23 protein-coding genes and 1 pseudogene are annotated in these 26,533 nt (G+C 67.9%); 14 read left to right on the top strand and 10 right to left on the bottom strand.

The features are described 5' to 3' along the window. The first annotated feature begins 23 nt into the window (after positions 1-23). The 4 genes from P1K88_RS07480 to P1K88_RS07465 all read left to right on the top strand — a co-directional run bounded on the left by P1K88_RS07480 (position 24) and on the right by P1K88_RS07465 (position 6,195). A complete protein-coding gene (locus tag P1K88_RS07480) occupies positions 24-3,158 on the top strand; it encodes a PAS domain S-box protein (RefSeq protein WP_276413839.1) in 3,135 nt (1,044 codons plus the stop codon). Between the two features lie 51 nt (positions 3,159-3,209). Further along, entirely contained in the window at positions 3,210-3,974 is a 765-nt protein-coding gene (locus tag P1K88_RS07475) for an aldo/keto reductase (protein WP_276413838.1), read from the top strand. Positions 3,975-4,094: 120 nt separating this feature from the next. Beyond that, positions 4,095-4,919, top strand: a complete 825-nt coding sequence (hop, locus tag P1K88_RS07470) for a halorhodopsin (RefSeq protein WP_276413837.1) — start codon at positions 4,095-4,097, stop codon at positions 4,917-4,919. A gap of 349 nt (positions 4,920-5,268) precedes the next feature. Then, positions 5,269-6,195 carry an aldo/keto reductase gene (locus P1K88_RS07465; RefSeq protein ID WP_276413836.1) on the top strand — a complete coding sequence of 309 codons (927 nt, stop codon included), beginning with the start codon at positions 5,269-5,271 and terminating at the stop codon, positions 6,193-6,195. Positions 6,196-6,306: 111 nt separating this feature from the next. Here the strand turns inward: P1K88_RS07465 and aspS are convergent, their stop codons facing one another. The 4 genes from aspS to P1K88_RS07445 all read right to left on the bottom strand — a co-directional run bounded on the left by aspS (position 6,307) and on the right by P1K88_RS07445 (position 10,050). Next, positions 6,307-7,611: an aspartate--tRNA(Asn) ligase gene (aspS, locus tag P1K88_RS07460; RefSeq protein WP_276413835.1), complete on the bottom strand. Its 1,305-nt coding sequence runs from the start codon at positions 7,609-7,611 to the stop codon at positions 6,307-6,309. A gap of 35 nt (positions 7,612-7,646) precedes the next feature. Continuing rightward, positions 7,647-8,522 (bottom strand): phosphotransferase family protein, encoded by an 876-nt coding sequence (locus tag P1K88_RS07455; protein ID WP_276413834.1) that lies wholly within the window; start codon positions 8,520-8,522, stop codon positions 7,647-7,649. A 76-nt stretch (positions 8,523-8,598) separates the two neighbouring features. Next, a complete protein-coding gene (locus tag P1K88_RS07450) occupies positions 8,599-9,291 on the bottom strand; it encodes an HAD family hydrolase (protein ID WP_276413833.1) in 693 nt (230 codons plus the stop codon). 39 nt (positions 9,292-9,330) lie between these two features. Continuing rightward, the gene (locus P1K88_RS07445; RefSeq protein WP_276413832.1) at positions 9,331-10,050 is read right to left on the bottom strand and encodes a phosphoglycerol geranylgeranyltransferase; all 720 of its coding nucleotides are present in this window, start codon (positions 10,048-10,050) and stop codon (positions 9,331-9,333) included. Between the two features lie 298 nt (positions 10,051-10,348). On the opposite strand from P1K88_RS07445, the gene P1K88_RS07440 reads away from it, so the two are divergent. After that, positions 10,349-10,927 (top strand): fasciclin domain-containing protein, encoded by a 579-nt coding sequence (locus tag P1K88_RS07440; protein ID WP_276413831.1) that lies wholly within the window; start codon positions 10,349-10,351, stop codon positions 10,925-10,927. 90 nt (positions 10,928-11,017) lie between these two features. On the opposite strand, the gene dnaK is transcribed toward P1K88_RS07440, so the two are convergent. After that, on the bottom strand, positions 11,018-12,928 hold the full coding sequence (gene dnaK / locus P1K88_RS07435) for a molecular chaperone DnaK (RefSeq protein WP_276413830.1): 1,911 nt from the start codon (positions 12,926-12,928) through the stop codon (positions 11,018-11,020). Between the two features lie 294 nt (positions 12,929-13,222). Next, entirely contained in the window at positions 13,223-13,900 is a 678-nt protein-coding gene (locus P1K88_RS07430; RefSeq protein WP_276413829.1) for a nucleotide exchange factor GrpE, read from the bottom strand. Positions 13,901-14,032: 132 nt separating this feature from the next. Here P1K88_RS07430 and P1K88_RS07425 point away from each other — a divergent pair, with 132 nt between their 5' ends. From P1K88_RS07425 to P1K88_RS07415, 3 genes are all read left to right on the top strand, one after another. Further along, positions 14,033-15,367 (top strand): DEAD/DEAH box helicase family protein, encoded by a 1,335-nt coding sequence (locus P1K88_RS07425; protein WP_276413828.1) that lies wholly within the window; start codon positions 14,033-14,035, stop codon positions 15,365-15,367. Positions 15,368-15,453: 86 nt separating this feature from the next. Further along, on the top strand, positions 15,454-15,858 hold the full coding sequence (locus P1K88_RS07420) for a hypothetical protein (protein ID WP_276413827.1): 405 nt from the start codon (positions 15,454-15,456) through the stop codon (positions 15,856-15,858). 39 nt (positions 15,859-15,897) lie between these two features. Beyond that, on the top strand, positions 15,898-17,436 hold the full coding sequence (locus P1K88_RS07415; protein WP_276413826.1) for a DUF790 family protein: 1,539 nt from the start codon (positions 15,898-15,900) through the stop codon (positions 17,434-17,436). Between the two features lie 19 nt (positions 17,437-17,455). On the opposite strand, the gene P1K88_RS07410 is transcribed toward P1K88_RS07415, so the two are convergent. The 3 genes from P1K88_RS07410 to P1K88_RS07400 form a co-directional block, all read right to left on the bottom strand. Then, complete coding sequence (locus P1K88_RS07410) at positions 17,456-17,962, bottom strand: DUF7122 family protein (RefSeq protein ID WP_276413825.1); 507 nt, start codon at positions 17,960-17,962, stop codon at positions 17,456-17,458. Further along, positions 17,959-18,867: an RsmB/NOP family class I SAM-dependent RNA methyltransferase gene (locus P1K88_RS07405; protein ID WP_276413824.1), complete on the bottom strand. Its 909-nt coding sequence runs from the start codon at positions 18,865-18,867 to the stop codon at positions 17,959-17,961. The genes P1K88_RS07410 and P1K88_RS07405 overlap by 4 nt, the downstream gene beginning before the upstream one ends. Positions 18,868-18,988: 121 nt before the next feature. Further along, positions 18,989-20,758 (bottom strand): PAS domain-containing protein, encoded by a 1,770-nt coding sequence (locus P1K88_RS07400; RefSeq protein WP_276413823.1) that lies wholly within the window; start codon positions 20,756-20,758, stop codon positions 18,989-18,991. Between the two features lie 201 nt (positions 20,759-20,959). Between P1K88_RS07400 and P1K88_RS07395 the strand changes: the two genes are divergently transcribed. The 5 genes from P1K88_RS07395 (at position 20,960) to P1K88_RS07375 (ending at position 24,879) form a co-directional block, all read left to right on the top strand. Then, positions 20,960-21,700 carry a proteasome assembly chaperone family protein gene (locus tag P1K88_RS07395; RefSeq protein ID WP_276413822.1) on the top strand — a complete coding sequence of 247 codons (741 nt, stop codon included), beginning with the start codon at positions 20,960-20,962 and terminating at the stop codon, positions 21,698-21,700. A 23-nt stretch (positions 21,701-21,723) separates the two neighbouring features. Beyond that, positions 21,724-22,692 (top strand): signal peptide peptidase SppA, encoded by a 969-nt coding sequence (sppA, locus tag P1K88_RS07390; RefSeq protein WP_276414128.1) that lies wholly within the window; start codon positions 21,724-21,726, stop codon positions 22,690-22,692. 43 nt (positions 22,693-22,735) lie between these two features. After that, a complete protein-coding gene (locus P1K88_RS07385; protein WP_276413821.1) occupies positions 22,736-23,860 on the top strand; it encodes a DUF373 family protein in 1,125 nt (374 codons plus the stop codon). Between the two features lie 51 nt (positions 23,861-23,911). Beyond that, on the top strand, positions 23,912-24,631 hold the full coding sequence (locus tag P1K88_RS07380; RefSeq protein WP_276413820.1) for a diphthine--ammonia ligase: 720 nt from the start codon (positions 23,912-23,914) through the stop codon (positions 24,629-24,631). 119 nt (positions 24,632-24,750) lie between these two features. Next, the gene (locus tag P1K88_RS07375; protein WP_276413819.1) at positions 24,751-24,879 is read left to right on the top strand and encodes a hypothetical protein; all 129 of its coding nucleotides are present in this window, start codon (positions 24,751-24,753) and stop codon (positions 24,877-24,879) included. 121 nt (positions 24,880-25,000) lie between these two features. Here the strand turns inward: P1K88_RS07375 and P1K88_RS07370 are convergent, their stop codons facing one another. Further along, entirely contained in the window at positions 25,001-25,969 is a 969-nt protein-coding gene (locus P1K88_RS07370) for a nucleotidyltransferase family protein (RefSeq protein ID WP_276413817.1), read from the bottom strand. A 156-nt stretch (positions 25,970-26,125) separates the two neighbouring features. Here P1K88_RS07370 and P1K88_RS07365 point away from each other — a divergent pair. Beyond that, positions 26,126-26,524 (top strand): annotated as a pseudogene (locus tag P1K88_RS07365) (NUDIX domain-containing protein); the annotation flags it as partial. Positions 26,525-26,533 lie beyond the last annotated feature (9 nt).

Raw genomic sequence — 26,533 nt, 5'->3', positions numbered from 1 at the left:
GCGTGGTATGGGTACACACAGTAATGCGTGAGACGCTGCCTGAACGGCGACCGGACGACGGCCGACTGGTCGACCCCGACGAGGCCACCGCTGTGGCAGCGACCATCGACGTGCTCTACGTCGACGCTGACGCGACACTCCGGGAGGCGACCCGACAGGCAATAACGGACCGCCGTGACACGATATCGATGGCCAGCGTCGCCAGCGTCGAGGCCGCCCTCGACGTCGCTACCGGTGATATCGACTGCGTGGTACTCGACCCGGAGGGGCTCGACGGGCCCGTCGAGCGGTTGCTCGCAGGCCTGGACTGTCCGGTCATCTTCTACACGGACCGGGACCCCGCGGCGTTCGACGACGAGGTGCTTGCGGCCGCGACGACCATCGTCGAGAAAGACAGCGAGGCGGGCCACGACGAGTTCCTGGCGGAGAAGATCGTCGGCGTGACCAGTCCCCACACGGACCGGCGGGAATACGCACTGGCGGCGACGGTAGACGACATCGAGCGCCGCGCCCACGAGGACGAGACGGCGGTGCTCGTCGAGGACGACGGCACTGTCGTCTGGTCGAGCGCCGCGCTGGAATCGCGGCTCCCGGATGCGAGCGCACCCGTGACCAACGTCGACGACTGGGCCGAGCGAGTCCTCACGGAGACACGGGAGGGACGCGCGGCGCTCGAGCGACTCCGGGACGGGCCGGACGACCCGGTGATCCTGCGCGTCCCGGACCACGGCCACCTCCTCTGGGACGAGTCCGACCTGCCGGCGGCCGCCGGGTCGCTCAGACTCCTCCAGCTCCGGGACGTGACCGAACAGGTCCGCCGGGAGGCTCGAGAGCGACTGCTGGACCTGCTCGTCGAGTTCGCCCAGGACGGCCTGTACACGCTCGACGCCAACGGGAACGTCGACTTCTGTAACGAGGCGATGGCGTCGATGCTGGGATACGAACAATCGGAGCTGCTCGGGACACACGCCTCCGAAGTGCTCGCCCAGGGCCAGCTCGCCAAAGGGCAGGAGACTGTGCAGCGACTCGTCACCGACCCGGACTGCGAGGAGGCCACCGTCGACCTCACGTTCGTCCGGGCGGACGGGACCGAGCGGGAGATATCGGTCCACTACACGCTGCTGGAAGGGACCGAGAGCGGCTATCTCGGCCTGATGGGTGTCGCCCGCGACGTCACCGACCGACTGGACCGCGAACGGGAACTGGAGCGGTACAAGGAGCTGTTCGACAACCTCGTCGGGAACTTCCCCAGCGGCGGCGTGTTCCTGTTCGACGGGGAGATGCGATACCTCGAGGTCGGGGGCCAGGACCTAGAACAGCTGGGGATGGAGCCGGCGGACTTCATCGACAAGACCCCCAGCGACGTGTTCCCGCCGGAGAACGCAGACCTGCTCGAGGACGCGTACAGCGACGCCCTGGCGGGCGAGCAGCGGACATTCGAGGACAGCTTCGCCGGCCAGGATTACTCCGTGAAGGTGGTCCCGATTCGGAACGCGGCCGGTGAAATCATCGCGGGGATGGCCGTCGCCCAGAACGTCACCGAACTGCGTGAACGCGAACGCCGCCTCAGGGAGACGACCGAGCGCCTCGAACTCGCGCTGGAGGGTGCGGACCTCGCCGTCTGGGACTGGAACGTCGAGACGGGCGGCGTCGAGTTCGACGAACGCTGGACTGGGATGCTGGGGTACGACCACGCGGAACTCGAGGGGCGACTGGAGACGTGGGAGAAACTGGTCCACCCGGACGACCTGGAGCGGGCCTGGGACGAGATTCGACGTCACTTCGACGGCGAGACCGACATCTACGAGTGCGACCACCGGTTGCGGACGAAGTCGGGCGAGTGCCGGTGGATTCGTGACCTGGGGCGGGTCTTCGAACGCGACGCGGACGGCACGCCACAGCGGATGGTGGGCATCCACCAGGACATCACCGAACGCAAGGAACGCCAGCAAGAACTCGAGGCCCAGCGCGACGAACTCGAGACGCTCACGCAGATTCACGTCCTCATCCAGGACGTCATCCGGGCGCTGAGCACCGCCGTGACCGTCGGGGAGATCGAGGCGCTGGTCTGTGATCGCCTGGTCGAATCCGAGTACTACGAACTGGCCTGGATCGGCGAGCGGGCCGTCGACAAGAACCACCTCGTCTGGAAGACGGGCGCGGGCGGCGGCGAAGAGTACCACGGCATCGTCGCCGAGCGCTCGCGGGCGGCCGACCGGACGGACGACCCCGGGCTGACGGCGATCGAGACCGGCGAGGTCCAGGTCATCCACGACCTCGCGGACGACGAGCGGATGACCCCCTGGCGCGAGGAGGCGCTGGAGCGTGGCTTCCGGTCGGCCGCGGTCGTCCCCCTCGTCCACGAGGGGGTCGTCCACGCCGCGTTGCTCGTCTACGCCAACCGGCCCGAGGCGTTCAGCGACCGGGCCATCGAGGCGTTCACCGTCCTCGGCGAGATGGTCGGGTTCGCGTTCACGGCCGTCCAGAACAGGCAGTTACTGCTGGACGACCGGGTGGTCGAACTCGAGTTCGAGACCGAGAACGAGGACATCTGGCTCGTGGCCGTCGCCCGCCGGCACGGCTGTCGCCTGGAGGCGACGGGGTGTATCGACATCGGCGACGAGTACCTCGAGTACGTGACCGTCGAGGGCGCCGACCCCGAGGCGGTCCTCGAGACCTGTCTGGAGACCGACCCCGTCACCGGCGGGCGAGTGGTCCGTGGCGACGGCGACGGTGGCCGCCTCGAGTTGACGGTGACCCGGGCCTACCAGGCGGCGCTGCTGGACGTGGGCGCGCGACCCACCGACATCGTCGCCGACCGGGACCGACTCACCATCACCGCGGAGGCGCCGGTGGACGCCGACCCGCGGACGATACACCGCACGCTGTCGGCCGATATCGACGACCTGCGACTCGCCTCGAAGCAAGAGCGACCGCGCGACAGGGACCCCGGCGGCGATGGCGAGACCGTCCTGGACCAGCTGACCGACCGGCAGGTCGAGGTTCTGCGCGCCGCCTACCTCGCGGGCTACTACGCCTGGCCCCGCGATACGACCGCGGAGGAGCTGGCCGACGCCCTGGACATCTCTTCGCCGACGCTCCACCAGCACCTCCGCCGGGCGAAGCTGAACCTCCTCGAGTCGCTGCTGGATATCTGAGGCACCGTCGGGACCGATACCCCCTTCAGCCGCCACCGCGAGTATCGCCCCATGCACCTGCCACCGGTCGGACTCGGCACCATGGGCATCGAGGAGTCCGCGGTCGTCTCCACCGCCCTCGACGTCGGCTACCGACACGTCGACACCGCACAGATATACCGGAACGAGCGAGTCGTCGGCGAGGGCATCGCCGCCGCGGACGTCGACCGTGAAGCCCTGACCGTGGCCACGAAACTCTGGATCGACAGCCTGGCCGAGCCGGACGTGCGCCCGGGCACCGAGGCGAGCCTCGACCGACTGGGCCTGTCGACCGTCGACCTGCTGTACGTCCACCGGCCACGGGGCGACTACGACCCGGCCACGACGCTGCCCGCCGTCGACGCGGTCCGCGAGGACGGCCTGACCCACCACGTCGGTCTCTCGAACTTCGACCCGGCGGACCTCGCCGTCGCTCGCGACCACCTCGAGAGCCCCATCGCGGCCCACCAGGTGGAGTTTCACCCCTTCTTCTGGCGACGGTCGCTGCTCGAGGACGCGCAGGCAAACGACTACCCGCTGGTCGCGTACTCGCCGCTCGCGGGCGGACAGGTCTTCGAGGATCCGACGCTCGAGGCCATCGCCGACCGCCACGACACCACGCCGGCCGCGGTGAGTCTCGCCTGGGTCACCTCGTACGACAACGTGGTCGCCATCGCGAAGGCCTCCTCGCGGGCGCACCTCGCGGCGAACCTGGCGGCCACCGACCTCGAACTCGACGACGACGACGTCGCGCGCATCGAGGCCATCGACCGCGAGGAAGAGCTGTTCCCGGAGTAGACCGCGGAGGGTGGCGAACGAACCCCCGTCCGGTGCCCACCGCCGCGTTCGCCAGCGACCCCTCGACCCAACCCAGTTGGGGGGCGAAGATATAATGCCCCGCTCCCACGTTGGATTCGTATGTCGACACCCGTCACCGGACCGGTCCTGCAGGCCACACAGTCAGACGCCTTCCGGGAGATACAGTCGGACTTCCTGTTGCAGTCGTCGCTCTGGGTGAACATCGCGCTCGCGGGACTCGCGATACTCCTGTTCGTCTACATGGGCAGGGGGGTACAGTCCCCGCGGGCGAACCTCATCTGGGTCGCGACGCTCCTGGTCCCGCTCGTCTCGATCTCCAGTTACGCCGGGCTCGCCTCTGGGCTGACAGTCGGGTTCCTCGAGATGCCAGCCGGCCACGCGCTGGCCGGCGAGCAGGTCCTCTCACCGTGGGGCCGCTACCTCACGTGGACGCTCTCGACGCCGATGATCCTGCTGGCGCTGGGCCTGCTGGCCGACGCCGACCGGACCTCGATATTCACCGCCATCACGATGGACGTCGGGATGTGCGTGACCGGCCTGGCGGCCGCGCTCGTCACGTCCTCGTACCTCTTCCGGTGGGTCTTCTACCTCATCAGCTGTGCCTTCTTCGTGGCCGTCCTCTACATCCTGCTCGTGGAGTGGAGCGGCGCGGCGGCCGCCGCCGGGACGAGCGAGATATTCCAGACGCTCCGCACGCTGACCGTCGTGCTGTGGCTGGGCTACCCCATCCTCTGGGCGCTTGGTTCCGAGGGCTTTGCCCTCCTGAGCGTCGGCGTCACCTCGTGGGGCTACTCCGGGCTGGACATCCTCGCGAAGTACGTCTTCGCGTTCCTGCTGCTGCGCTGGGTCGCCGCCAACGAGGGGGTCGTCGCGGAGTCCGGGTCGGGGAGTCGGACCGCGGGCGCCGCGCCGAGCGACGACTGATACTGCCGGCTGTACGTTCGGAAAGATTCTTGGCACCCCGGGATGCCGAGTATTTTCTAAATGGTACAGCCGGCAGTATGAGCCCGCGTCGCCGTCCACGGTAGGAAGTACCTGCAACCGTGGAACCGCGCAGCGTCTGAGCGGTAACGCGTGCTGAATGCGGAAGCACACAGTCGGCATGGAGACCTGTTGAGCAGGCGTCCAGCCTAATTCGTGTTCCTGTGAGGATAGGCATCCTACCGATGTATTCCTCGCCCCCACTACCATTCGGTCGTAAACTGCGTAAAATATGCGTAACTCGGTAATAAGTTACTACTTATTATCACAGTGGGTTCATCCTGCAACCGACATGGACGAAATCGTAGGCGTGAACAGAACATCCGTCCCGAAGATCGGGTTCGGGACGTACCAGATGGAAGGAAAAGAGTGTCTGCAGGCCGTCCGGACCGCGCTCGAAACTGGTTATCGCCACGTCGACACCGCGATGGCGTACGACAACGAGTCCGTCATCGGTGACGCGATAGCCGAGTCGGAGGTCGATCGCGAAGACGTCTTCCTCACGACGAAGGTGAAAGGCTATCGTGAGATGCTAACGTACGACAGGTTTCTGGCGGAAGCAGAGGGGTCTCTCGATCGCCTGGGGACCGACTACGTGGACCTTCTCCTGGTCCACTGGTGGCAGCGTGACGGGGACATGGAAGGGGTATTTCGAGCGCTCGACGAGCTGGTCGCCGAGGGGAAAGTCCGGCACATCGGCGTCAGTAATTTCTCGGTCGAGCTGCTGGAGCGTGCGAGAGACGTCGCAGAGACCCCGATACTCACCAACCAGATCGAGTACCACCCGTACTTCACGGACATCCACGGCGACACAGTCAACTACTGCCAGGAACACGACATTCTCGTCACCGCCTATAGCCCGCTTGCCGAAGGGCGCGTCGTCAGTGACGAGACGTTCGCGGAAATCGGCGAACGCCACGGGAAGACGGCAGCACAGGTCACGATACGTTGGCTGATCCAGCAGGACGGAGTAATCGCGATTCCCAAGAGCTCGACCGACCGGTACATCCGAGAGAACCTCGACGTGTTCGACTTCGAGCTCTCCGATGCGGAGATGCAAACGATCACCGACGCCCGGGGGTCGTTCAGATACCGATTCCTCGACAAACAGGGCGGGCCGATACACACGATGCGAGGGGTCGTCGGCTCGCGCATGCCGGAACCGATGCGGAAAGCGGCGTTGTCTATCGGGTCGGCCGCGCTGAAGTCCATCCGGTAACCGTCACACGGAGACGCTCCCGGGTCGAGCGCGCACAGCAGTCCGGGAGACTGGGGAGCGCCCTCGGACTCACTCCGTTCGTCCGATGAGCTCCCGCGTGACAGTGCGACTCTACGGAGAGAGTCGCTGGCGGTCCCGCGGGAACAGCACCGCTTCGCGGATGTTCCCCAGCCCGAGCATCGTCATGATCAGGCGCTCGCCGCCCAGGCCCCAGCCGGCGTGTGGCGGCATGCCGTACTTGAACATCTTGGTGTAGTACTCGAAGGCCTCGGGGTCCAGCCCCTGCTGTTCGAACCCTTCGACGAGGTGGTCGTAGCGGTGTTCACGCTGGCCACCGGAGACCAGTTCCATCGACGGGTGCATCATGTCGAAACCGGTCGAGACCTCGGGGTCGTCGTCGTGGTCCTTGATGTAGAACGGCTTGATCTCGCTGGGCCAGTCGACGATGAAGTAGTGTTCGCCCATCTCCTCGCCCAGGACGTGTTCGGCCTCCGTCGAGAGGTCGTCGCCCCAGACGAGGGGCTCGTCGAGTTCGCCCGTGGCGTTGATCCGGTCCAGCGCCTCCTGGTAGGTCAGCCGCGGGAACTCGCCCTCGGGGACCTCGAACTCGTCCGTGAGGTCCAGCGCCTCGAGCTGGTCCTGGCAGTTCTCCGCGACGCCCTCGTAGGCGGCCGTGACGACGTGCTCGCAGGCGTCCATCGCCTCGGTGTGGTCGTAGAAGGCCGACTCGAAGTCGATGGAGGTCGCCTCGTTGAGGTGCCGTGGCGTGTTGTGTTCCTCGGCGCGGAAGATGGGTCCGATCTCGAAGACCCGCTCCAAGCCGGAGCCGACCATCAGCTGCTTGAACAGCTGGGGGCTCTGATTCATGAACGCCTCGCGGCCGAAGTACGTGATGGGGAACAGTTCGGTGCCGCCCTCGGTCCCCGTCGCGACGATCTTCGGCGTGTTGATCTCCGTGCAGTTCAGGTCGCGGAAGGCCTCGCGTGCCGCGCGCAGCACTTCGGCGCGGATCTCGAAGATGGCCTTGACCTCGTCCTTGCGGAGGTCGAGCGTCCGGTTGTCCAGACGGGTCGGCAGTTCGGCGTCGACCTTGCCGGAGGGGTCGAGCGGGAGCTCGGGGTCGGCCTCGGCGACGACCTCGACGCTCTCGGGCGTGACTTCGACGCCCGTCGGCGCGCGCGGTTCCTCCTCGACGGCCCCGGTCACCGAGATGACCGACTCGCGGTGGACGTTCAGCCCCGTCTCCACGAGGTCGTCGTCCATCTCGTCTTTCTCGAACTTGACCTGGATCTTCCCGGTGGTGTCCCGGAGGATGAGGAAGGCGATGCCACCCAGGTCCCGAATCTCGTGGACCCAGCCGGCGACGGTGACCTCGTCGCCCGGCTCGGCGTCCGCTGTGTAGGTGCGGTCGTCCATACTGTGGCGTTTGACGGGACGGACTTAAACTCCGTTTATTCGGTCGCGCCGGTCCCCAGCCACTCGGCCAGCCAGGCGCGGTGAACCGCGACCGCGTCGGCCCCCGAGCGCTCGGGGTAGTGGGGCCGGGTCACTACGCCCCGGGAATCGACGGCAGACGCGGCGACGGCGGCGAGCCAGTACGGGACGGGGACCTCGGGTAGCGTCCGGACGGCGTCGTAGCCCGCCCGGAACGCCGAACGGAGCGGGGCCGGGTCAGTTCCGTACCATCGACAGACGAGGTGTTCGGTCTTGGCGACCGACATCGCGGGGTCGGTCGCCCGGGGTGCTCCCCAGTCGAGTACCGCGACGAGGTGGCCGTCGTCGACCAGCGCGTTCCCAGGGCGGAGGTCCCAGGGAAACAGTCTCGGTGACCGAGGTGCCGGAGGTGGGGCGAGTGCCTCGGCGAGCGGCGGGCGGATATCGTCGAACGCCCCGGGCAGCGCTTCGAGCGCCGACTCGGCGTAGGCCGTGAAATCTGCCTCGACGGTCCGTCCGGCAGCCTCGAGCTCTCCGTGTTCGTCTATGGACACCGGCCCGGCAGACCCGAACGGGAACGCCTCGTGGAGACGGGCCAGAATCTCGCCGAACCGCCGGGCGAGCGCCTGCCTGCGGTCCGGGTCGAGGGCGACGAATCGCTCGTGGAGGTCCGCCCCGGCGACGCGCTCGGTGACGAGGTAGGCCCGACCGGCCAGTCGCCCGTGGTCGACCAGCGTCGGGACCGGGACGGCCGTCCGCTCGTCGATCTCCGCGAGCAGGACCGCCTCGACGTGCGTCGCGTCGGGATCGTCTGACAGCTGGACGACCAGATCCGGCCCGTCGGCGTATCGAGCGACGACGGTCTCCTTGTAGTTGCCCTGCCGTGGTCGCACCAGGGACTCGGGTGACCGATCCGGGGCGACTCGGTGCAGTACGTCCTCGACGACCGTCACGTGCTCCCGACCCCCGTCACGGTTCCTCGGCCGCCACCGTCCCGTCGAGTACGGCCGCGAGTTCGTCGGGGCGCTCGAAGACGTACTCCGGTCGGTAGCCGTTCGCGTCGCCAGGTGTCTGCGGACACCAGGCCGCCTGGAGGCCGGCGGCGTGAGCACCGGCCACGTCGTACGCCAGCGAGTCACCGACGTAGAGGGTCCGCTCGTGGGCGACGTCGAGCGTCTCACAGACCAGGTCGAACGGGTCGGGGTGGGGCTTGCGGCGTTCCAGGTCGCCGGCGTAACAGACCGTCCCGACGCGGTCGGCGAGCGCCAGGGCCTCGACCTTCGGCTCCTGGCGGTGTGCGGGGCCGTTGGTCAGCACACCGACCGGGCCGTGAGCGAGCGCCGCGTCGAGCGCCGCCTCGGCTCTCTCCCTGAACGCGACGGCGCTCCGGTCGACGGCGGCGAGCAGTCCGGCGGCGAGGTCGTCGGCCGGGACCCGTCGGTGGCCGTGCTGCGCGGCGAGTCGACGGAACCCGGCAGCGAGATACGACTGTTCGTTCGAGGTGTCCGGCGGGCCCTCGAGCGAGGCCCAGAGGTCGCTCGCAGTACCAAAGGGGTCCATCCCGGTGGCGTCGAAGGCGGCGGCGTAGAGCGCCGCGCCGTCCTGTGTGGGTTCACACAGCGTGCCGTCGAGGTCGAAGACCACCGCCTGCGGGGGACTCATAGTCGGGGTACGCGCCGCGGAGACAAAAGGAATCTGCCGTCAGTCGGTCGGGGTGGCGGCTTTGGCGTCGTTGGCGGCCTCGACGGTCTCGCGGACGGCGTCGACGCCCTCGTCGTGGATCAGGTCGCCGACGACGATGGTGTCGGCGTGCTCGGCCATGGTCCGGGCGGACTCGTAGTCGCGGATGCCACCACCGTAGAAGAGCGTCGCGTCGTCGAGGATGTCGTGGGCGGCGCCCACCTTCGCGGCGTCCCCGAGCATGCCGGAGTACTCGACGTAGATGATCTCCTGGCCCAGCAGGTGTTCGGCGGCCTCCGCGTAGGCCGCCACCTCGTCGGCCTCGAGGTCGCAGTTGGCCTGCGTGTAGGTCGCCACGGAGGCGTCCGGATTCATCACGATGTAGGCCTCCGTGAACGTGCGCGACCAGTCGATGTCGTCGTCGATGCGGATCCACTCCTTGTGGGCCCCGGTGATCCAGGTGACGTCGCCGGCGTTCATCACGACGGGGATGAGATAGCCGTCGTGGCGGTCGCTATGGACCACCGAGGCGGGGTTCGACGGTTCGATGTAGACCGGGATGTCGTACTTCCCGCAGGCCTCGACGACCCGGGTCATCTTCTCCTCGGTCATCCCGGTCGTGCCGCCCACCTCGATGGCGTCGGTTCCGGTCGCAGCCACGTCCTCGTAGGTCTCGCCGTCGACCAACGTCTTGTCGGGGTCGATTTTCACGATGTGATTCCAATCCGACCAGGCGCTCATACCAGCGTGACTCGCGCCTGAGCGTATAACGCCTTCGAATGCTGGAACCGGAGCGTCTCGACCGGGTCGTTCGGGTGTCCACTCGTGCTCGCGGTAGACAGGAACGGGGGGCGAGCAACTTCGCCGTTGGCGCTTCGGTTAGGTATCTGACAGCGGTTCTAGCCCAGTTACGTACCAGTTGACACCGTCCGAGCGACGACTCTCGAGAGTTGTACAATCTGTCGACGATGCTTCCTAACGGGTGTGGCATACGTAACTAATAGTCTCAGTTACATTTTACGGGTGCAACATGGCAGACATGAATCGACGAAACGTACTGAAGGCGGTCGGAGGGGCAGGTATCTTGCTCACAACTGGTGTCGGAACAGCAGCAGCGCGAGGGAAGGGGCGACGAGAGGGAGCGAGTGCCGACGGGACGATTCTCGACATCGTCGAGGAGTCGCCGGATTTCAGCAGTCTGGAGGCCGCGCTCAATGCGACCGGACTCGCCGGCGTGCTCGACGGAAATCGACAGTACACGGTGTTCGCACCGGATAACGAAGCGTTCGGTGAGTTGATTGCGACGCTCGATAGCGTACTCGACGACGATATCGAGGATCTGGACGACGTCGTCGGCGCTCTCGGAGCCGACGGCGTCACAGAAGTGCTGCTGTACCACGTCACCAACGGCCGACGATACTCGGAGTCGGTGGTGAACGCCTCGAAGATCAAGATGGAAACCGGTGGCACAGTCGACGTCGACGGCCTCGGCCTCAACGGCGGTGGCGACGAACTCGGCGGGGCGACCATCGAAGCGCCGGACACCGAAGCATCCAACGGCGTCGTTCACCGCATCGACAGCGTCCTGGTGCCACCGGAGATTCTGGCGACGCTGTAACGAGAGACCGCGACCAGCGCGGTCGAAAGGCCCGGGTTCGTTTTTTCACCCGATTCGGATGCGAGTATCGAGAGGAGACTGGCGGTGCAGTTACTCGTCGTCTTTCTCTTCTTCGTCGTCGACGTCCTCGAAGTCGGCGTCGACGTACTCGCCGTCCTGGCCGGCCGCACCACCCGGACCGGCGCCGGCGCCCGCTGCGCCACCGGGACCAGCGCCCGCCGCGCCGGCGCCCGCTGCACCGCCGGCGGCCTGCTGGGCCTGTTCCTCGTACATCGCCTTGCCGATTTCCTGGAGTTCCTCGGAGAGGGCCTCGGTGACCTCCTCGTAGTCCTCGGTGTCGGCGTCCTCGTCCTCGAGGACCGCCTCGACGTCCTCGATCTTCTCCTCGATGGTCGCCTCCAGGTCGCCGTCGATCTGCTCCTCGTTCTCCTCGAGGAGGGTCTCGGCGCGGCGGACCGAGGCCTCGGCCTCGTTGCGCGCCTCGATGCGCTTGCGGCGTTCCTCGTCCTCTTCGGCGTGTTCCTCGGCCTCCTCTTGCATCTGCTCGATCTGCTCGTCGGAGAGGCCGGCGCCGCCCTCGATGGTGATGTCCTCCTTGTTACCCGACCCTTTGTCCTCGGCCTCGACGTTGACGATGCCGTTCTCGTCGATGTTGAACGAGACCTCGATCTGCGGGGTGCCGGCGGGGGCCGGCGGGATGCCCGAGAGCGCGAAGGCGCCGAGCAGTTCGTTCTCCTCGGCGATCTCTCGCTCGCCCTGGAAGACGCGGATCTGGACCTGCGTCTGGTTGTCCTGGGCGGTGGTGAAGATCTTCGACTCCTCGGTCGGGATGGTGGTGTTCTTGTCGATGAGGCGCTCGAAGAGGCCGCCCTTGACCTCGACGCCCAGCGACAGCGGCGTCACGTCCAGCAGGACGATGTCGTCGACGTCGCCCGAGAGGACGCCGCCCTGGATGGCCGCGCCCAGCGCGACGGCCTCGTCGGGATTGACGTTCTTCTGGGGCGCCTGGCCGGTCATCTCTTCGACTTTCTCCTGGACCTGGGGCATCCGCGTCGACCCGCCGACCAGGATGACCTCGTCGATGTCGCCCTTGTCGTAGCCGGCGTCGGAAAGCGCCTGCTCCGTCGGGCCCACGGTACGATCGATGAGGTCCTCGGTCAGCGACTCGAACTTCGCGCGGGTGAGCTTCTCCTCGAGGTCGAGCGGCCCGTTGTCGGTCGTCGCGATGAACGGCAGATTGATTCGGGTCTCCTTGCGCGAGGAGAGCTCGATCTTGGCCTCCTCGGCGGCCTCGGTCAGGCGCTGGAGGGCCTGGCGATCCTCGCGCAGGTCGACGCCGTGATCGGCCTCGAACTCGTCGGCGAGGTAGTCGATGATGGCCTCGTCCCAGTCGTCGCCGCCGAGGCTGTTGTCGCCGTTGGTGGCGACGACCTCGTAGACGCCGCCGCCCAGGTCGAGGATGGAGACGTCGAAGGTACCCCCACCGAGGTCGTAGACGAGCACGGTCTGGTCGGACTCGTCGTCGAGTCCGTAGGCCATCGCGGCCGCGGTCGGCTCGTTGACGATGCGCTCGACCTCGAAGCCGGCGATCTCGCCGGCGTCCTTGGTCGCCTGGCGCTGGCGGTCGTTGAAGTACGCCGGGACCGTGATGACGGCCTTCTCGACGTCGTCGCCGAGATACTCCTCGGCGTCGCGCTTGATCTTCTGGAGGATCATCGCCGAGACCTGCTCGGGCGTGTACTCCTCGCCGTCGAGTTCGACCGTGTAGCCGTCCTCGCCCATGTGGCGCTTGATCGACTGGACGGTCTGGTCGGGGTTCTTGATCGCCTGGTTCTTGGCGGGCTTGCCGACGAGGCGCTCCCCGTCGTCGAACGCGACGACCGAGGGCGTCGTCCGGTTACCCTCGCCGTTGACGATGATCTCCGGGTCGCCACCCTCCATGACCGCGAACGCGCTGTTCGTCGTCCCGAGGTCGATACCCAGGATTTTGTTGCTCGTCATCTTACCGACTCTTACCGGATTGCGCCGGTTAAAAGTTGCTAGATGAGCCGAGTTCCGAACCGTACAGAGGGGCCCCCTTCCGGCGGTTTGGAACTGTTCGGCGACCACTAATCAGCACATATAACACGTACCGCAACACGAGCGGTCGGGGGTCGTCGACTCGGGCACCACGCTCCGTCCGTGTCCCTCGTGATTACGAGGGTCTTCGCTTCCCATCCGCTGCTCACGGCTCGCTTCGCTCGCCGTTCACAATTACGAGGGTCTTCGCTTCGCTCAGACCCTCGCTATCCCTCGCTACTCTTCGCTGACGGTGACCTGCGCCTCGCGGAGGACCTTGTCGGCCATCTGGTAGCCCAGGCGGTGGACGTCGGCGATGGAACCCGGTTCCTCGTCGCTCTCGACCCTGGCGAGCACCTGATGCTGTGTCGGGTCGACTTCGGCTCCCGGGTCCGGGTCGATGACCTCGACCCCCTCGGCGTCGAGCACGTCGTCGAGCTGGCGGAGCGTCGCCTCGACGCCGTCGCGGATGTCGACGTCCTCGTCCTGTTCGAGGGCGCGATCGAGGTTGTCACGGACGTCGAACAGGCGGGTCACCAGATCCTCGGTGGCCCGTTGTTCCTCCTCTTCGCGGCGCTTTTCCATCCGTTTCTTGAAGTTCTGGAAGTCGGCCTGTTTGCGCTTCAGTTTCGACTCGAGTTCCTCGATTTCGGCCTCGCGGTCGGCGACTTCGTCTTCCAGCATCTCGGTCCGGGCCCGGAGCGCGGCGAGTTCGCTCGCGATGCCCTCGGGGTCGGACTCGGCGACGCGCTCGACCAGCGCCTCGTCGGGCGTCCCGGACGCGGCGTCGTCCGCCCCATCGATGTCGACCTCGCTCACGTCCACGTCCTCGGGGGCCTCCTCGATGTCGACGTCCTCGACTGTCCGCTCGGTGTCGGCCACGGACGAGTCGTCGGCGGCGTCCTGTTCGGTCATGTACGTACGAAGTCCGTTCGCGAATAAAAGGATTCAGAAATCCACTCCTGGCAGTCGACGGCCGAGATCGACGCGCCGAAGCGCGTCGGCGGGGCGGAAAGCGTTATCCGGCCCAGCGGCGAACGCGAAGCCGTGCTGACGCTGACGTTCGAGAACGGGACCGTCCGACTCGACGGCGACCCGCCGGCGGACCTTCCCGGCGTCGAAGACGACGCCCGCTCGAAGAGCGCGCGCGCGCCAGCCTACCGGTACGCGGCGCTCCGTACTGCCCTCGACGAGCGTGGCGTCGAGTACGAGGACCGCGTCCTCGACCACCCGTCGCTCGACCTCGCGACGACCTACGACCTGCGCGCCTACCAGGAGACGGCGCTCGACGCCTGGCGGTCGGCCGGCGACCGCGGCTGTCTCGAACTGCCGACCGGGAGCGGGAAGACGGTCATCGGCATCGCCGCGATGGTCGCGCTGGGCACGCCCACGCTGGTCGTCGTCCCGACCATCGACCTGTTAGAGCAGTGGCAGCGCGAACTCGAACGGGAGTTCGACGTCCCCGTCGGTCGGCTCGGCGGGGGCGAACAGCGCGTCGAGTCGGTCACCGTCTCGACGTACGACTCGGCGTACCTCCGGGCGGACGAACTGGGCGACCGCTTCGGGTTCGTGGTCTTCGACGAGGTGCACCATCTCGGCGGCGAGGGGTACCGCGACATCGCGCGACTACTCGCCGCGCCCGCTCGGATGGGACTCACGGCGACCTTCGAACGGCCCGACGATGCGCACGACGTGGTCGAAGACCTGGTGGACCCGCTGGTCCACCGGGTCGCGGTAGACGACCTCGCCGGCGAGCACCTCGCGGACTACGACATCAAGCGCCTCGAAGTCGCGCTCACCGACGCCGAGCGCGAGCGCTACGAGGAGTACCAGGGCACGTTCACCGACTATCTGGCCCGCTCGGGCATCGAACTCCGGTCGGGCAGCGACTACCAGGAGCTGGTCAAGCGCTCGGGCCGGGACCCCGCGGCCCGCGAGGCGCTCCTGGCGAAGCAGCGCGCCCGCGAGGAGATGATGAACGCCCAGCGCAAGGTCAAGCGCCTCGCCGCCATCCTCGATACCCACCGCGACGACCGCGTCATCGTCTTCACCGCCTACACCGACCTCGTCTATCGGCTCTCCGAGCGGTTCCTGATACCCGCGATCACCCACGAGACCGGCGCGAGCGAACGCCGGGAGATTCTCGAACGCTTTCGCGACGGCACCTACTCCCGGGTGGTGACGGCGAACGTCTTAGACGAGGGCGTCGACGTCCCGGACGCCAACGTCGCCGTCGTCCTCTCCGGGAGTGGCTCCGAACGCGAGTTCACCCAGCGCCTGGGCCGAATCCTCCGCCCGAAAGCCGACGGCGGCCGAGCCCTGCTGTACGAACTGGTGACCGAGGAGACCGCCGAAGAGCGGGTGGCACGGCGTCGCCGGTAGCCCGCTCGGTGCAGGCGGCCGGTCCGCGGGCGGTGCGCCCCAGCAGGCGGCCAAGAGGTATGGCGCTCCAAGACGTACGTGAACACATGGCACAGACCACAGACGACCCGACCGACCTCAACGACTTCGAGGTGGACGCGCTGCACTCGGTCGAACTGGGGCTCGAGTGGCTCCGGCGCGCCCACGGGAACCTCATCGAGTTCCACCACGCCACGGGACACGCGATGGACCACCTGGACGACGCGGAACCGGTGTTGCGCGCCTGTGGCTACGACGACCTGGCCGACCGCCTCCGGACCGACCTGCTTCCAAGTGGCGCGGTCGACGAGCGGTGGACGTACGACCTGCTGGAGACGTTCGAGGACGGACTGCTGGACGACGTCCAGCAGTTCGAGCGCCAGGCCAGCGAGGACATCGCCGACGGCGACAGCCACGTCGCCGAGCGACGACAGGAGCGGGCCTGGCGGCGACGGGCAGAGCGCGACGAGTAGCGCGAGGCACTTTTGTAGCGCGGCCACCCACTGGAAGGCGTGCTGACGAAGGACCTCCTGCGCGTCTCGCGGGCCGGCGGCGGCTACCACCCGCAGTTCGTCGACGAGTCGGCGGACCGACTGGCCGCTCGCGTCCTCGGGGTCTATCAGGGGCACGTCGGCGAGACGCGTGCCGACCTGCAAGCGGCGCTCACCGACCTCGAGGGCGACGCGGACTTCAAGCTCGTCCGCGGGTTCGCGAAACTACTCGAACGGGCGGCGACCTTCGAGACGCGAGCGGCCGTCCCACCCGAGCGGGTGCGACGGCGGGTCTTCGAGGCGGCCGAGGCCGTCGGCGTCGTCACCGACGGCGAGCGCGCCGACGCGCTGGAACGGGCGGCCGACAGACTGGGGGTGTCCGTCGAGGCGGTCGAGGACTCCCTCTACGCCGATCTGGAGGCTCGCGAAGTGCTCGCGGACGTCGACGCGCGCTGGACGCCGGCGGATCTGCGCCGGCAGTACAACCTCTCGCTGGCCCAGACGGCGCTGTTCGACGCGACGGAGGTTCGCGTCCGTTCGTCCGACCCCACGACGCTCGTCTCGGCGGTCAAGCGCCTCCGACTCATGTACGAGATCCGCAGGACCGAGGCGGGCCGTGAAGTCGTCGTCACCGGGCCGGACGCGCTGTTCTCGAACACGCGCCGGTACGGAACCCGCTTCGCCCGACTCCTGCGGACCGTCTCGCGGGCCGGCGAGTGGCACCTCGAGGCGACGGTCGACGACCGGGGGACCGAGCGGACGCTGACGCTCTCCGACGCCGACCTCACGCCGCCGGGCACCGACCCCGTGGCGACGGTGACCTACGACAGCGGGGTCGAGGCCGATTTCGCCGCACGGTTCGAGGCACTCGGCCTCGACTGGACGCTCGTCCGGGAACCCGAACCGCTCGCGGCCGGCGAACACGTCGTCGTCCCCGACTTCGCCTTCGAGTGGCAACCCGGCGGCGCGGACGGCGTACAGAACACCGGGAACGCCGACGCCGAGTTCCGCGTCTTCTTCGAGGTGATGGGGTTCTGGACGCCCGAGTACGTCGAGAAGAAACTCGCTCGGCTGGCCGATCTGGAGGGCGTGGAACTGCTCGTCGCCGTCGACGACTCGCTGGGCGTCGGCGAGGCCATCGAGTCGCTCGACCACCGGGCGATCCCCTACAGGGACCGGGTCCGTGTCAAGGACGTCCGTGACGCGCTGCGGCCCTACGAGTCGGACCTCGTCGCCGCGAGCGCGGCGGCCCTCCCCGACGAACTGCGGCCCGAGGCCGACGTCGTGTCGCTCGCGGCGCTGGCCGCCGAGCACGGCGTCAGCGAGGACGCCATCGAGGACAAGTCGTTCCCCGACCACGAGCGCGTCGGCCGGACGCTCGTCCGTCCGGGAGTACTGGCGGACCTGCGTGACGAACTCGAAGCCGGAATGGCCTACGGGACAGTCGAAACCGTGTTCGACGAATACGGCGTCGACGACGACAGCGCGCTGCTGGCCAGGCTCGGCTACCGGGTCGAGTGGGACGGACTGTCCGGCGGGACGATCGCGCCCAGAGAGTGAAACCGGGGCGAGGCGTCGACTACCCGTCCAGTTCCCGTCGCCGCCCTTTCGGCACCTGCGAGCGCAGTTCGCCGTAGACGTACAGGCCGACGCCGACGGGTTCGGGGTCGCCGGCCAGGTCGTGGGTGACGACGAGGTAGCCCCAGTCGCCGTCCCAGTCGAGTTCCTGGTCGTGGCCGGCGACGAACGCCTCGGCTTCGTTTTCCTCGAGGTGGACGACGTTCGTCGTCGCGTGGTGGCCGAAGCGCTGGACGGCTTCGAGCGTCGGCTTCCAGTGTTCCTGGCGGGTCCTGAGGAACGTCATCCCCAGGCCCTCGACGTCCACCGGAGACGGTGGGTCACCCCGGTAGACCCATATCTTGCCCGCGCCGCGTTCCCAGAACGTGTAGTCGGCGAACGTCTCGGGCGGGACGCCGAACCGCTCGGCCCAGAAGTCGACGACCTCCGCGCGGGTGGCCCTGCCCTCGTCCTCGCGCTCGGCGTCCGTCGCGGGCAACCGGGTGAACGTCGTGCTGTCGTTGCTCATCCCGTCACCTCCAGTTTCGCACAGAAGAACCCGCCCGTGTCGTTGTGGTGGGGGTAGATGCGTTTCGCCCGGGTGACGCTCGGGTCGAACGCCTCGTCCTGCCACTCGGTGACGCCCGGCCGGTGTGTCAGCGGGAGGTCGTAGTCGACGAGTTCACAGTCCTCTTCGCCGAGCACGTGGTCGAGGACGGCCTCGTTTTCCTCCGGCGCGAACGTACACGTCGAGTAGACGACCGTGCCGCCGGGGTCGGTGGCCTGCACCGCCCGCGCGAGGATGCCCTTCTGGACGCCGGCGACGCCCTGGACGTGCGAGAGCGACCAGTCGTCGAAGGCGTCGGGGTTCTTGCGGATGGTCCCCTCACAGGAGCAGGGCACGTCGACCAGCGCGCGGTCGTAGGTCGCCCCGCCGAAGGGGGAAAGCGAGTGGTTGCGCGCGTCCTCGTGGGTGACGGCCACGCTGGTCGCGCCGAGCCGTTCGGTGTTCGACCGGAGCGCCGAGATCCGCCCGAGGTTGTTGTCGCTGGCGACGACCTCGCCGCGGTCGTCCATCAGCGCCGCGAGCTGGGTCGTCTTGCTCCCCGGTGCGGCACAGGCGTCCCACACGCGCTCGCCCGGTTGGGGGTCCAGCACCGTCGCGGGGACGGCAGAGACCTCCTCCTGGCCGTGGATCCAGCCGTGGAAGTACGGCCAGTTGTTCCCCGGCGGGTCCTCGGGCAGGACGAGCACCCGGTCGTGCCAGTCGACCGGGTCGGCCGTGATGTCGGCCTCGGCGAGTGCCTGTCGGACGTCCGCGACGCTGGCCTTGATCGTGTTGACTCTGACCACCGACGGGAGTGGGCGTTCGCAGGCCTCGCGGAACGCCTCGAAGTCGTCGACGATGGGGCGATACCGGTCGGGTGGTTCCATTGGCCCGGGGTTGGCCGGGAGGTCGCTTGTCGGTTTCGAAGTCTGGAGCCGGGCTCAGCGGTCGGGCACCGACACGGGAAGGCGGTCTACCCGGGCCGTCGCGACAGCCAACCGGCGCGACTCACTCGCTCGATTTCCACTCGTCGACGTGGTCGCCGGCGACGAGCGGCACGTGGTACGTGATGACGGTGCCACGTGGATCGTTCTCGGCCCGTCGCATCGTGCCGCCCAGCGCCGTGACCGTCCAGTACATGAGCCAGAGGCCGATGCCGGTCCCGTGCTGGAGCGGCGTCTCCTCGCCGGCCATGATGACGTCCCACTCCTCGTCGGGGATCCCGGGGCCGTCGTCGGCTATCTCGACGCGGAGCGCCTCGCCGTCGTCTGCCGCCTCGACGGTCACCGCGACGCGTGGCGTCTCGCCGTCGTGGTGGACGACGGCGTTTTCGAGCGCCTCGTCGATGGCGAGTTGCAACAGGCTGCCGTTCTGGACCACCGTGTCGTCGCCGGCGTCCATCGAGAGTTCGATGACGGCCTCGGGGTGCATCTCGCGTCGCGTGTCGACGAATCCCTCGACCGCGGCCACCGAGAGCGAGTGCTCGGCGTGCCGTCGTCGGAACAGTTCCCGGATGGTCCGGGTCTCGTCGCTCAGCTTGCCCAGCTTTTCGGTGTGCTCCTGGATGGCCTCGACGGCGGCGCGGTGCTCCTGGTCGTCGAGTTCGCCCTCCAGAAGGTCCGTGAATCCGCGAATCGCGGTGACCGAGTTCCGGACGTTGTGTCGCAGCACGCGGTCCATCACGTGCAGCACCTGCTCGATGAACTGGGCGTCCGTGACGTCTTCCTCGATGGCGACGAAGTTGGTTACCGCTCCGTCGGCGTCCGTCACCGGGACGATCTTCTGTGTCGTCCGGTACAGCTCGCCCGACTTCCGCCGGTTCGTTATTTCGGTCTCCCAGACCTCACCGACGGTGATGGTCTCCCACAGCTCGCGATAGAACGTCTCGTCCTGCTGGCCCGAGTTCAGAATCCGGGGGTTCTCGCCGACGGCGTCCTCGGCCGAGTAACCGGTCGTTCGCTCGAACGCCGGGTTCACGTACTCGATGGTGCCCTCGGTGTCCGTGATGAAGATGGACTTGTCCAGCGCCTCGGCCTGCATCTCGAAGATCCGTTTCGCCTGTTCGAAGGCCCGGCGGTCGGTCACGTCCTCCTGGAAGCCGAGGAAGTGTGTGACGGTCCCGTCCGGTGCCTCGACCGGCGTTATCGTGAGCCGGTTCCAGAACATCGACCCGTCGCGACGGTAGTTCCGGAGTTCGGTCGTGATCGGCGCCTCGGCGTCGACGGCGTCCCTGACCTCCGCGACGGTGTCCTCGTTCGTCTCCTCCCCCTGCAGGAACCGACAGTTCCGGCCGAGTATCTCCTCGCGGGGGTAGCCGGTCAGCTCGCAGAACCCGTCGTTGGCGTAGATGATGGGTTCGTCCGGCCGGTCGGCGTCCGCAATCGTGATGCCAACCGGCGTGGCGTCCATCGTCCGCTCTTGGAACCCGGTCGGGAGCTCCTCGTTCGCATCGAAGGCGGTCATCTCGACGCGCTCGGCCCCGTCCCACTCGACGGCCGAGTTCAGGACGACGAAGTCTCGAGCGCCGCGAGTCGGGCCCGTCAGCGTGAGGGTCAGCCCGATAGCCGACGCGTCACCTCCCACCAACCGGTCGAACTGGTCGAGCAGCGGGTCCCGGTCCGTGGTCGCGACGAATTCGAGGACCGACTCCCCGACGAGGGCGTCGGTGGAGGGCGCGTCCAGCAGCAGTCGGGCCGCCGTGTTCACGTGGTCGATGCGGCCGTCGGACTGGACGACCAGGACCGGCCCCGAGCTCGCTACGTGCGTCGGTCGCTCCATGTTCTGCCGTTCGCTTGGGCTGAGAAGGCATATATCTGGTGGCAGGAACTGGCCGGTACAGCCCCTCGCGTGCCGTTCCTCGCCGTGTCGTAGGTCGGTCGTGGTCTGGAGTCGCGCGTTCCCGGGACGGCAAGAGCCCGACCCCGGCGCGGTGACCGTTCCACCCCGCCTTTCATGCCTTCGGCAGTCGAATACGGGGGCATGGCACACGTTGAAGTCCACCGTGAGGACGTCACGCTGGACGAACCGACACTCGTCGAGGGACTCCCCGGCGTCGGCCTCGTCGGGAAGATCGCCGCCGACCACCTGGTCGAGGTGTACGACATGGACCACTACGCATCGGCCCACTGCGAGGGGCTCCCGGAGATCGGTGTCTACGCCGATGGCGACCCCCAGATCCGCTCGCCGGTCCGGTTCTACGCCGACGCCGACCAGGACCTGCTGGTCCTCCAGAGCGACGCGCCGATCTCGCCGTCCGCGGCGACGGAGTTCGCGGGCTGCATCGTGGGCTGGTTCGCGGAGATGGACGTGACGCCGGTCTTCCTCAGCGGGATGGCGACCGAACCGGACGAGGAGCGGGAACCCGTGGTCTACGGCGTCTCCACGGGCGAGGGGGCGTCGCTACTCGAAGCGGCGGGCGTCGACGTCCCCACCGAGGACGGCGCCATCACCGGGCCGACCGGCGCCCTCATCCACGAGGCCAACAGCATCGACCTGACCAGCGTCGGCCTGGTCGTCGAGGCCGACCGGCGGTTCCCGGACCCGCGGGCCGCCCGCCGGTTGCTCTCGGAGGGCATCGGCCCCATCGCCGGCATCGAGGTCGACACCGACGTCCTCGTCGACCAGGCCGAGCAGATCCGCGAGGCCAAGGCCCGCCTCGCCCGGCAGCTCCAGGACACAGAGGAGAGCACGAGCGCGCGGCCGCTGGGGATGTACCAGTGAGCGCGAGTCGGACGGTCACCCGGCTGGTGGTCGTCGGCGCCGTGGCGCTCGTCGCCGCGGTGGTCGGGTGGGTGCTGTTCGTCGCCTTCCCGGGCGACCTCGCCGAGCTGCTCGGCGTCCTGCTGGTCGTCGGCGTCGTCGTCGCCGCGGTCAAGATCGGGGGCAACGCCGCCGACTCCGTCGCCCCCTCACACAACGTCGCCGAGGTCGCCGTCGAGGGCCCGATTACCCGCGATGGCGGTGGCGGCGTCGTCAGCCCGCCGGTCGGCGCCGGCGCCGACGACGTCGTCGAGCAGATAGAGCGGGCCGACGCCGACAAGGGCGCGGATGCGCTCCTGCTGAAGCTCAACACGCCGGGCGGGGAAATCGTCCCGAGCGAGGACATCCGCCTGGCCGCGGAGCGTTTCGAGGGGCCGACCGTCGCCTACGCCACCGACGTCTGTGCGAGCGGCGGCTACGACATCGCCGCCGGCTGTGACGAACTGTGGGCCCGCGAGGGCTCTATCGTCGGCTCCATCGGCGTCATCGGCTCGCGGGTCAACGCCACGGACCTGGCCGACCGCGCGGGCCTCTCCTACGAGCAGTTCACCGCCGGGGACTACAAGGACGCCGGCCTCCCGCTGAAGGAGATACGCGAGGACGAACGCGAGTACCTCCAGGGCATCGTCGACGACTACTACGACCAGTTCGTCGAGACGGTGGCCGAGGGCCGCGAGATGGACCCCGAGGAGATCCGGGCGACGGAGGCGAAGGTCTTCCTCGGCACCGACGCGCACAAGCGGGGGCTGGTCGACCGCATCGGGACCCGCGAGGACGTCGAGGAGCGCCTCGAGGACAGACTGGGCGAACCGGTCACCGTCGCCGAGTTCGAGCCCCAGCGCGGCCTGACCCAGCGGCTCCGGGGCGGCGCCCAGCGGACGGCCTACGCGCTGGGTGCGGGCCTGACCGGGGCCGTCGACGGCGACGTCGACGGACTCTCATTCCGCCGGTGAACGGCGCGAGGGATTTTTATCTCGGGGGCGTGTCTGCAAAACTGTGACCACGTTGGTCGTCTGTATCGACCGGGACAGCCCGGTCGCAGACGAGTGTCCGGTCGTCGGCAGTGCTGCCGTCGAGCGACTGATAACCGAGACGGGGGTCGTGGACCCAGAGGACAGCCGGGTCAACTGCCTGCTCGAGGGGCTGCGCGTCACCGAGGACCTCGAGCGGGACGGGAGCGAGGTCGTCGTCGCCGTCGTCGGCGGCGGGACCGACAGCGTCGGCGCCGACCGCCAGATCGCACGACAGACAGACGAGCTCGTCGAGGAGTACGACCCCGACTCCGCCGTGGTCGTCGTCGACAGCGCCGAGGACGAACGGCTGGTCCCCATCGTCGAGAGCCGGGTTCGTGTCGACGCCGTGGACCGCGTGGTCGTCCGACAGGCCCGGGACATCGAGTCGACGTACTACCTGCTCAAGCAGTTCCTCGCCGACGAGGAGCTGCGCAAGACAGTGCTGGTCCCCATCGGCATCGTCATGCTCGCGTTCCCGCTGTTGCTGGTCGTCGTCGAGAGCACGACCATGGCGGTGGGGGCCATCGCCGCCGCGCTCGGCGTCTTCCTCATCTACAAGGGACTGGGCATCGACGACTACCTCTCGCGGCTCCCCGGCCAGATTCGGGAGGGGCTGTACTCCGGCCAGGTGTCGCTGGTCACCTACGTCGTCGCCGCCGGCCTCTCGGTGGTGGGGCTGTTCGCCGGCGCGCTGGGCGTCGGATCTATCGGCGAGACGAGCCCGTTCATCGTCGTCAACATGTTCCTGTTCCACAGCGTCCCCTGGCTCACCGCCGCGGCGCTGGCGGCGTCGGTGGGGCGCCTGCTGGACGAACTGCTCGAGCGGGAGGGGGTCCGCAGCGCCTACGTGAACCTCCCGTTCGGTGCCGTCGCGGTCGGCCTGGTGGTCCGCGGTTTCTCGGCGTACTTCCTCGAACGTGGCGGGGTCTTCGACCCCTTCGTCGTCACCCCGACGGACCTCGGCATCGTCGAGGTCCAACGCTTCACCCTGGAGTCGGGACAGCGACTGGCGGCGTTCATCCTCGCGGGTATCCTCATCAGTCTCGTGGGCGTCCGCGTCGCGGCCTACGTCAGTCAGACCGACATCGAGCGGGAACTGGCCGACTGATCCGCAGCGTCGATAGACAGCGATTTAGCCGCCGACCGGTTACCCAGCCCCATGTCAGACGGCGCGTGGGTCTCGCTGTTCTCGGGCGGCAAGGACTCCTCGTGGGCGCTCTACCGGGCGCTCGAACGTGGGTACCCCGTCGAGCGACTGGTGACGGTCCACCCCGAGGGCGACTCCTACATGTATCACGTCCCGGCGACGCGACTGGCGGCCCTGGCCGCCGAGAGCATCGGCATCCCCCTCCTGGAGGTCGAACCCGATGACTTCGGGGCCGGCGACGTCCCCGACGCGGGCGTCCAGGGCGACGAGGAACTCGAACCGCTCGAGGCCGCGCTGCGCCAGCTCGACGGCGAACTGGACCGCGGCATCGGCGGTCTCACGGCCGGTGCCGTCGAGAGCGAGTACCAGACGACCCGCATCGAGGCGATGGCCGAGCGCCTGGAGGCCGAGCTGTTCGCCCCGCTCTGGCAGCAACCCCCCCGCGACCTGGCCGACGCGATGCTCGACGCGGGCTTCGAAATTCGCATCGTCCAGGTCGCCGCCTACGGACTGGACGAGTCGTGGCTCGGCCGGACAATCGACGCCGCGGCGCTCGACGAACTCGAGACGCTGTCCGACGAGTACGGCGTCCACATCCTCGGCGAGGGCGGGGAGTTCGAGACGCTCGTCACCGACGGCCCCCACATGGACCGGCGCATCGAACTCGAGTACGAGCGGCGGTGGCAGGGCGACCGCGGGGCGCTCGAGATCACCGACGCCTTCCTGGCGTAGGCCACTCAGAGCAGGGTTGCGCCGCTCGGAACACGGCCTTTACCATCCTTCGAGTGCCTTAAGGAATATCGCCGATATTATAATAAGATTCATATTGGTAGACTGACTCGAGTATCACAATGGCAACCAACAGCCTCTCGACCACCCTGGCGTACCGCTGCCCCGACTGTAACGGCGCTATCACCTTCGACGGCGCGACCTGGGGATGTACCGACTGCCAGTACGTTCCGCGACATAGCGCGGACTGACGGCGAGTCGGCGTCCCCGGACGTCGACGCCCCTTTCTACCGACGCGCGTAACGGCGCCCGGCCGCTCCAATCGAAACCGGCCAGGGCGAGAGAACCCCCTTCCGAACCGGTTCGTGGCGCCTATCCTTCGTGGGCGACTTCGCTGTGGGCACCGATGAGCGCGCCCGAGAGGTCGAGGTTCTCGACGTGGGCCTTCCGGTCGACGATGGAGCCGTGGATGTCGGAGTCGACGATGGTCGCCCCGTCGAAGACCACCGTCTCCTCGAGGTGGGAGTTCTCGACGTGGGCCCCCGAGAGGACGTGGACGTTCTTGCCCAGCGTCGTGTTCTCCAGGGTCGCGTCGTCGGCGATCATGTTCTCGCCGCCCAGGCTCCAGGCGACGGCCTCGAGGTAGTTCTCGGCCTCGCCGATGTCGTACCACGCATCGTCGAAGCTGAACGCACGGACCGGCCCCCGGTCGACGAGCCACTGGATGAACCAGCCCGGTTCGTCGGGGTTGTTGTCCCCCTCGAGGTACTCGTCGAACAGGATGGCGTCGGCCGGGAGCGCGTAGCAGGCGATAGAGACGAGTGTGCTCTTGGGGTCGTCGGGTTTCTCCTGGAAGTCGACGACCTGGTCGTCCTCGAGCTGGACCAGGCCGTAGGACTTCGCCTTCTCGAGCGAGCCGACGTCGTAGGCCGCGAGCGTGGGGTCCTCGTATTGCTCGAAGTGGTCGATGAACTCGCCGATATCGAAGCCCATCAGGTTGTCCCCGGCCACGACGAGCAGGTCCTCGTCGCCCAAGCCCTCACGCTCGACGAGCTGGGCAAGAGCGCCCACGACGCCGAACTTCTCGTCCTCCTCGACCGTCTTTTCGACGGACAGCTGGGGCTTCTCGAGGCCGATGTCCTCGATGTGGTCCTCGAACGCCTCGGCGAACCGCTCGTTCGTGCTGACGAAGACGTCGGTGATTCGCTCGTCGTCCTCGAGCTGATAGAGGATGCGGTCGATGACCGTCGACTTCCCCACCGGGAGCAACATCTTCGGTCGGTTCCGCGTGACGGGCCAGAGCCGCGTGGCGTAGCCACCCGCGAGAACAATTGCCTGCATGGACGATTCCTCTCACGGGGCCGTAATAGACCTTTATGTGTCTGTTCCACCACGTGACGCCGATACGGGAGACCGTCTCATTTATCCGCCTCGGCGGGAACGTCACGGTATGACAGGCGACGGCGAGCGAGACGAGGAGTCGACGGCCGCTGACGCCCCGAGGCGGCGGGTGCCGACACCCGTGACCGGGTACTGCTGGTGCTCGGCCGCGGCGCCGACCGCTGGGCGCTCCCCGGCGGCGGCGAGGGCGACCAGTACGAGTCGATGCAGGAGACGGCGGTGCGGCGGGTCCACGAACAGACCGGCGTCCGCTGTACCATCACCGGCGTCGAGGAGGTCGTCCACAGCAGGTACTTCCCCGACACGGACGCCGAGGGGTCGGTCCACACGCTGGACGTCTACTTCCGGGCCGAGTATCGCAAGGGGTCGATAGACGTCGACGAGTCCGAACTCGTCGGTGCGACGTGGTTCGCCGACCCCCCTGCCCGCCTGACCGACGGCGCGGCGGACCTGTTTGCGGCGTTCCACGACTCCCGTGACCGGCCCGCGGAGTGAGCCCACGGC

The sequence above is a fragment of the Haloarcula halobia genome, assembly GCF_029338255.1.
Taxonomy (GTDB): Archaea; Halobacteriota; Halobacteria; order Halobacteriales; family Haloarculaceae; genus Haloarcula; species Haloarcula halobia.
The sequence above is the reverse complement of the archived record's forward strand: the minus strand, read 5'-3'. Positions and strand labels throughout refer to the sequence as shown.

Excerpts from the sequence above, each read along its gene's own strand:
- P1K88_RS07430 (WP_276413829.1), bottom strand. The coding sequence starts at position 13,900 with ATGACCGAACAGGACGCCGCCGACGACTCGTCCGTGGCCGACACCGAG.
- P1K88_RS07440 (WP_276413831.1), top strand. The coding sequence starts at position 10,349 with ATGAATCGACGAAACGTACTGAAGGCGGTCGGAGGGGCAGGTATCTTG.
- P1K88_RS07420 (WP_276413827.1), top strand. The coding sequence starts at position 15,454 with ATGGCACAGACCACAGACGACCCGACCGACCTCAACGACTTCGAGGTG.
- P1K88_RS07370 (WP_276413817.1), bottom strand. The coding sequence starts at position 25,969 with ATGCAGGCAATTGTTCTCGCGGGTGGCTACGCCACGCGGCTCTGGCCC.
- dnaK (WP_276413830.1), bottom strand. The coding sequence starts at position 12,928 with ATGACGAGCAACAAAATCCTGGGTATCGACCTCGGGACGACGAACAGC.
- P1K88_RS07375 (WP_276413819.1), top strand. The coding sequence starts at position 24,751 with ATGGCAACCAACAGCCTCTCGACCACCCTGGCGTACCGCTGCCCCGAC.
- P1K88_RS07395 (WP_276413822.1), top strand. The coding sequence starts at position 20,960 with ATGGCACACGTTGAAGTCCACCGTGAGGACGTCACGCTGGACGAACCG.
- aspS (WP_276413835.1), bottom strand. The coding sequence starts at position 7,611 with ATGGACGACCGCACCTACACAGCGGACGCCGAGCCGGGCGACGAGGTC.
- P1K88_RS07480 (WP_276413839.1), top strand. The coding sequence starts at position 24 with ATGCGTGAGACGCTGCCTGAACGGCGACCGGACGACGGCCGACTGGTC.
- P1K88_RS07380 (WP_276413820.1), top strand. The coding sequence starts at position 23,912 with ATGTCAGACGGCGCGTGGGTCTCGCTGTTCTCGGGCGGCAAGGACTCC.
- P1K88_RS07445 (WP_276413832.1), bottom strand. The coding sequence starts at position 10,050 with ATGAGCGCCTGGTCGGATTGGAATCACATCGTGAAAATCGACCCCGAC.
- P1K88_RS07465 (WP_276413836.1), top strand. The coding sequence starts at position 5,269 with ATGGACGAAATCGTAGGCGTGAACAGAACATCCGTCCCGAAGATCGGG.
- P1K88_RS07405 (WP_276413824.1), bottom strand. The coding sequence starts at position 18,867 with ATGGAACCACCCGACCGGTATCGCCCCATCGTCGACGACTTCGAGGCG.
- P1K88_RS07400 (WP_276413823.1), bottom strand. The coding sequence starts at position 20,758 with ATGGAGCGACCGACGCACGTAGCGAGCTCGGGGCCGGTCCTGGTCGTC.
- P1K88_RS07475 (WP_276413838.1), top strand. The coding sequence starts at position 3,210 with ATGCACCTGCCACCGGTCGGACTCGGCACCATGGGCATCGAGGAGTCC.
- P1K88_RS07450 (WP_276413833.1), bottom strand. The coding sequence starts at position 9,291 with ATGAGTCCCCCGCAGGCGGTGGTCTTCGACCTCGACGGCACGCTGTGT.
- P1K88_RS07410 (WP_276413825.1), bottom strand. The coding sequence starts at position 17,962 with ATGAGCAACGACAGCACGACGTTCACCCGGTTGCCCGCGACGGACGCC.
- hop (WP_276413837.1), top strand. The coding sequence starts at position 4,095 with ATGTCGACACCCGTCACCGGACCGGTCCTGCAGGCCACACAGTCAGAC.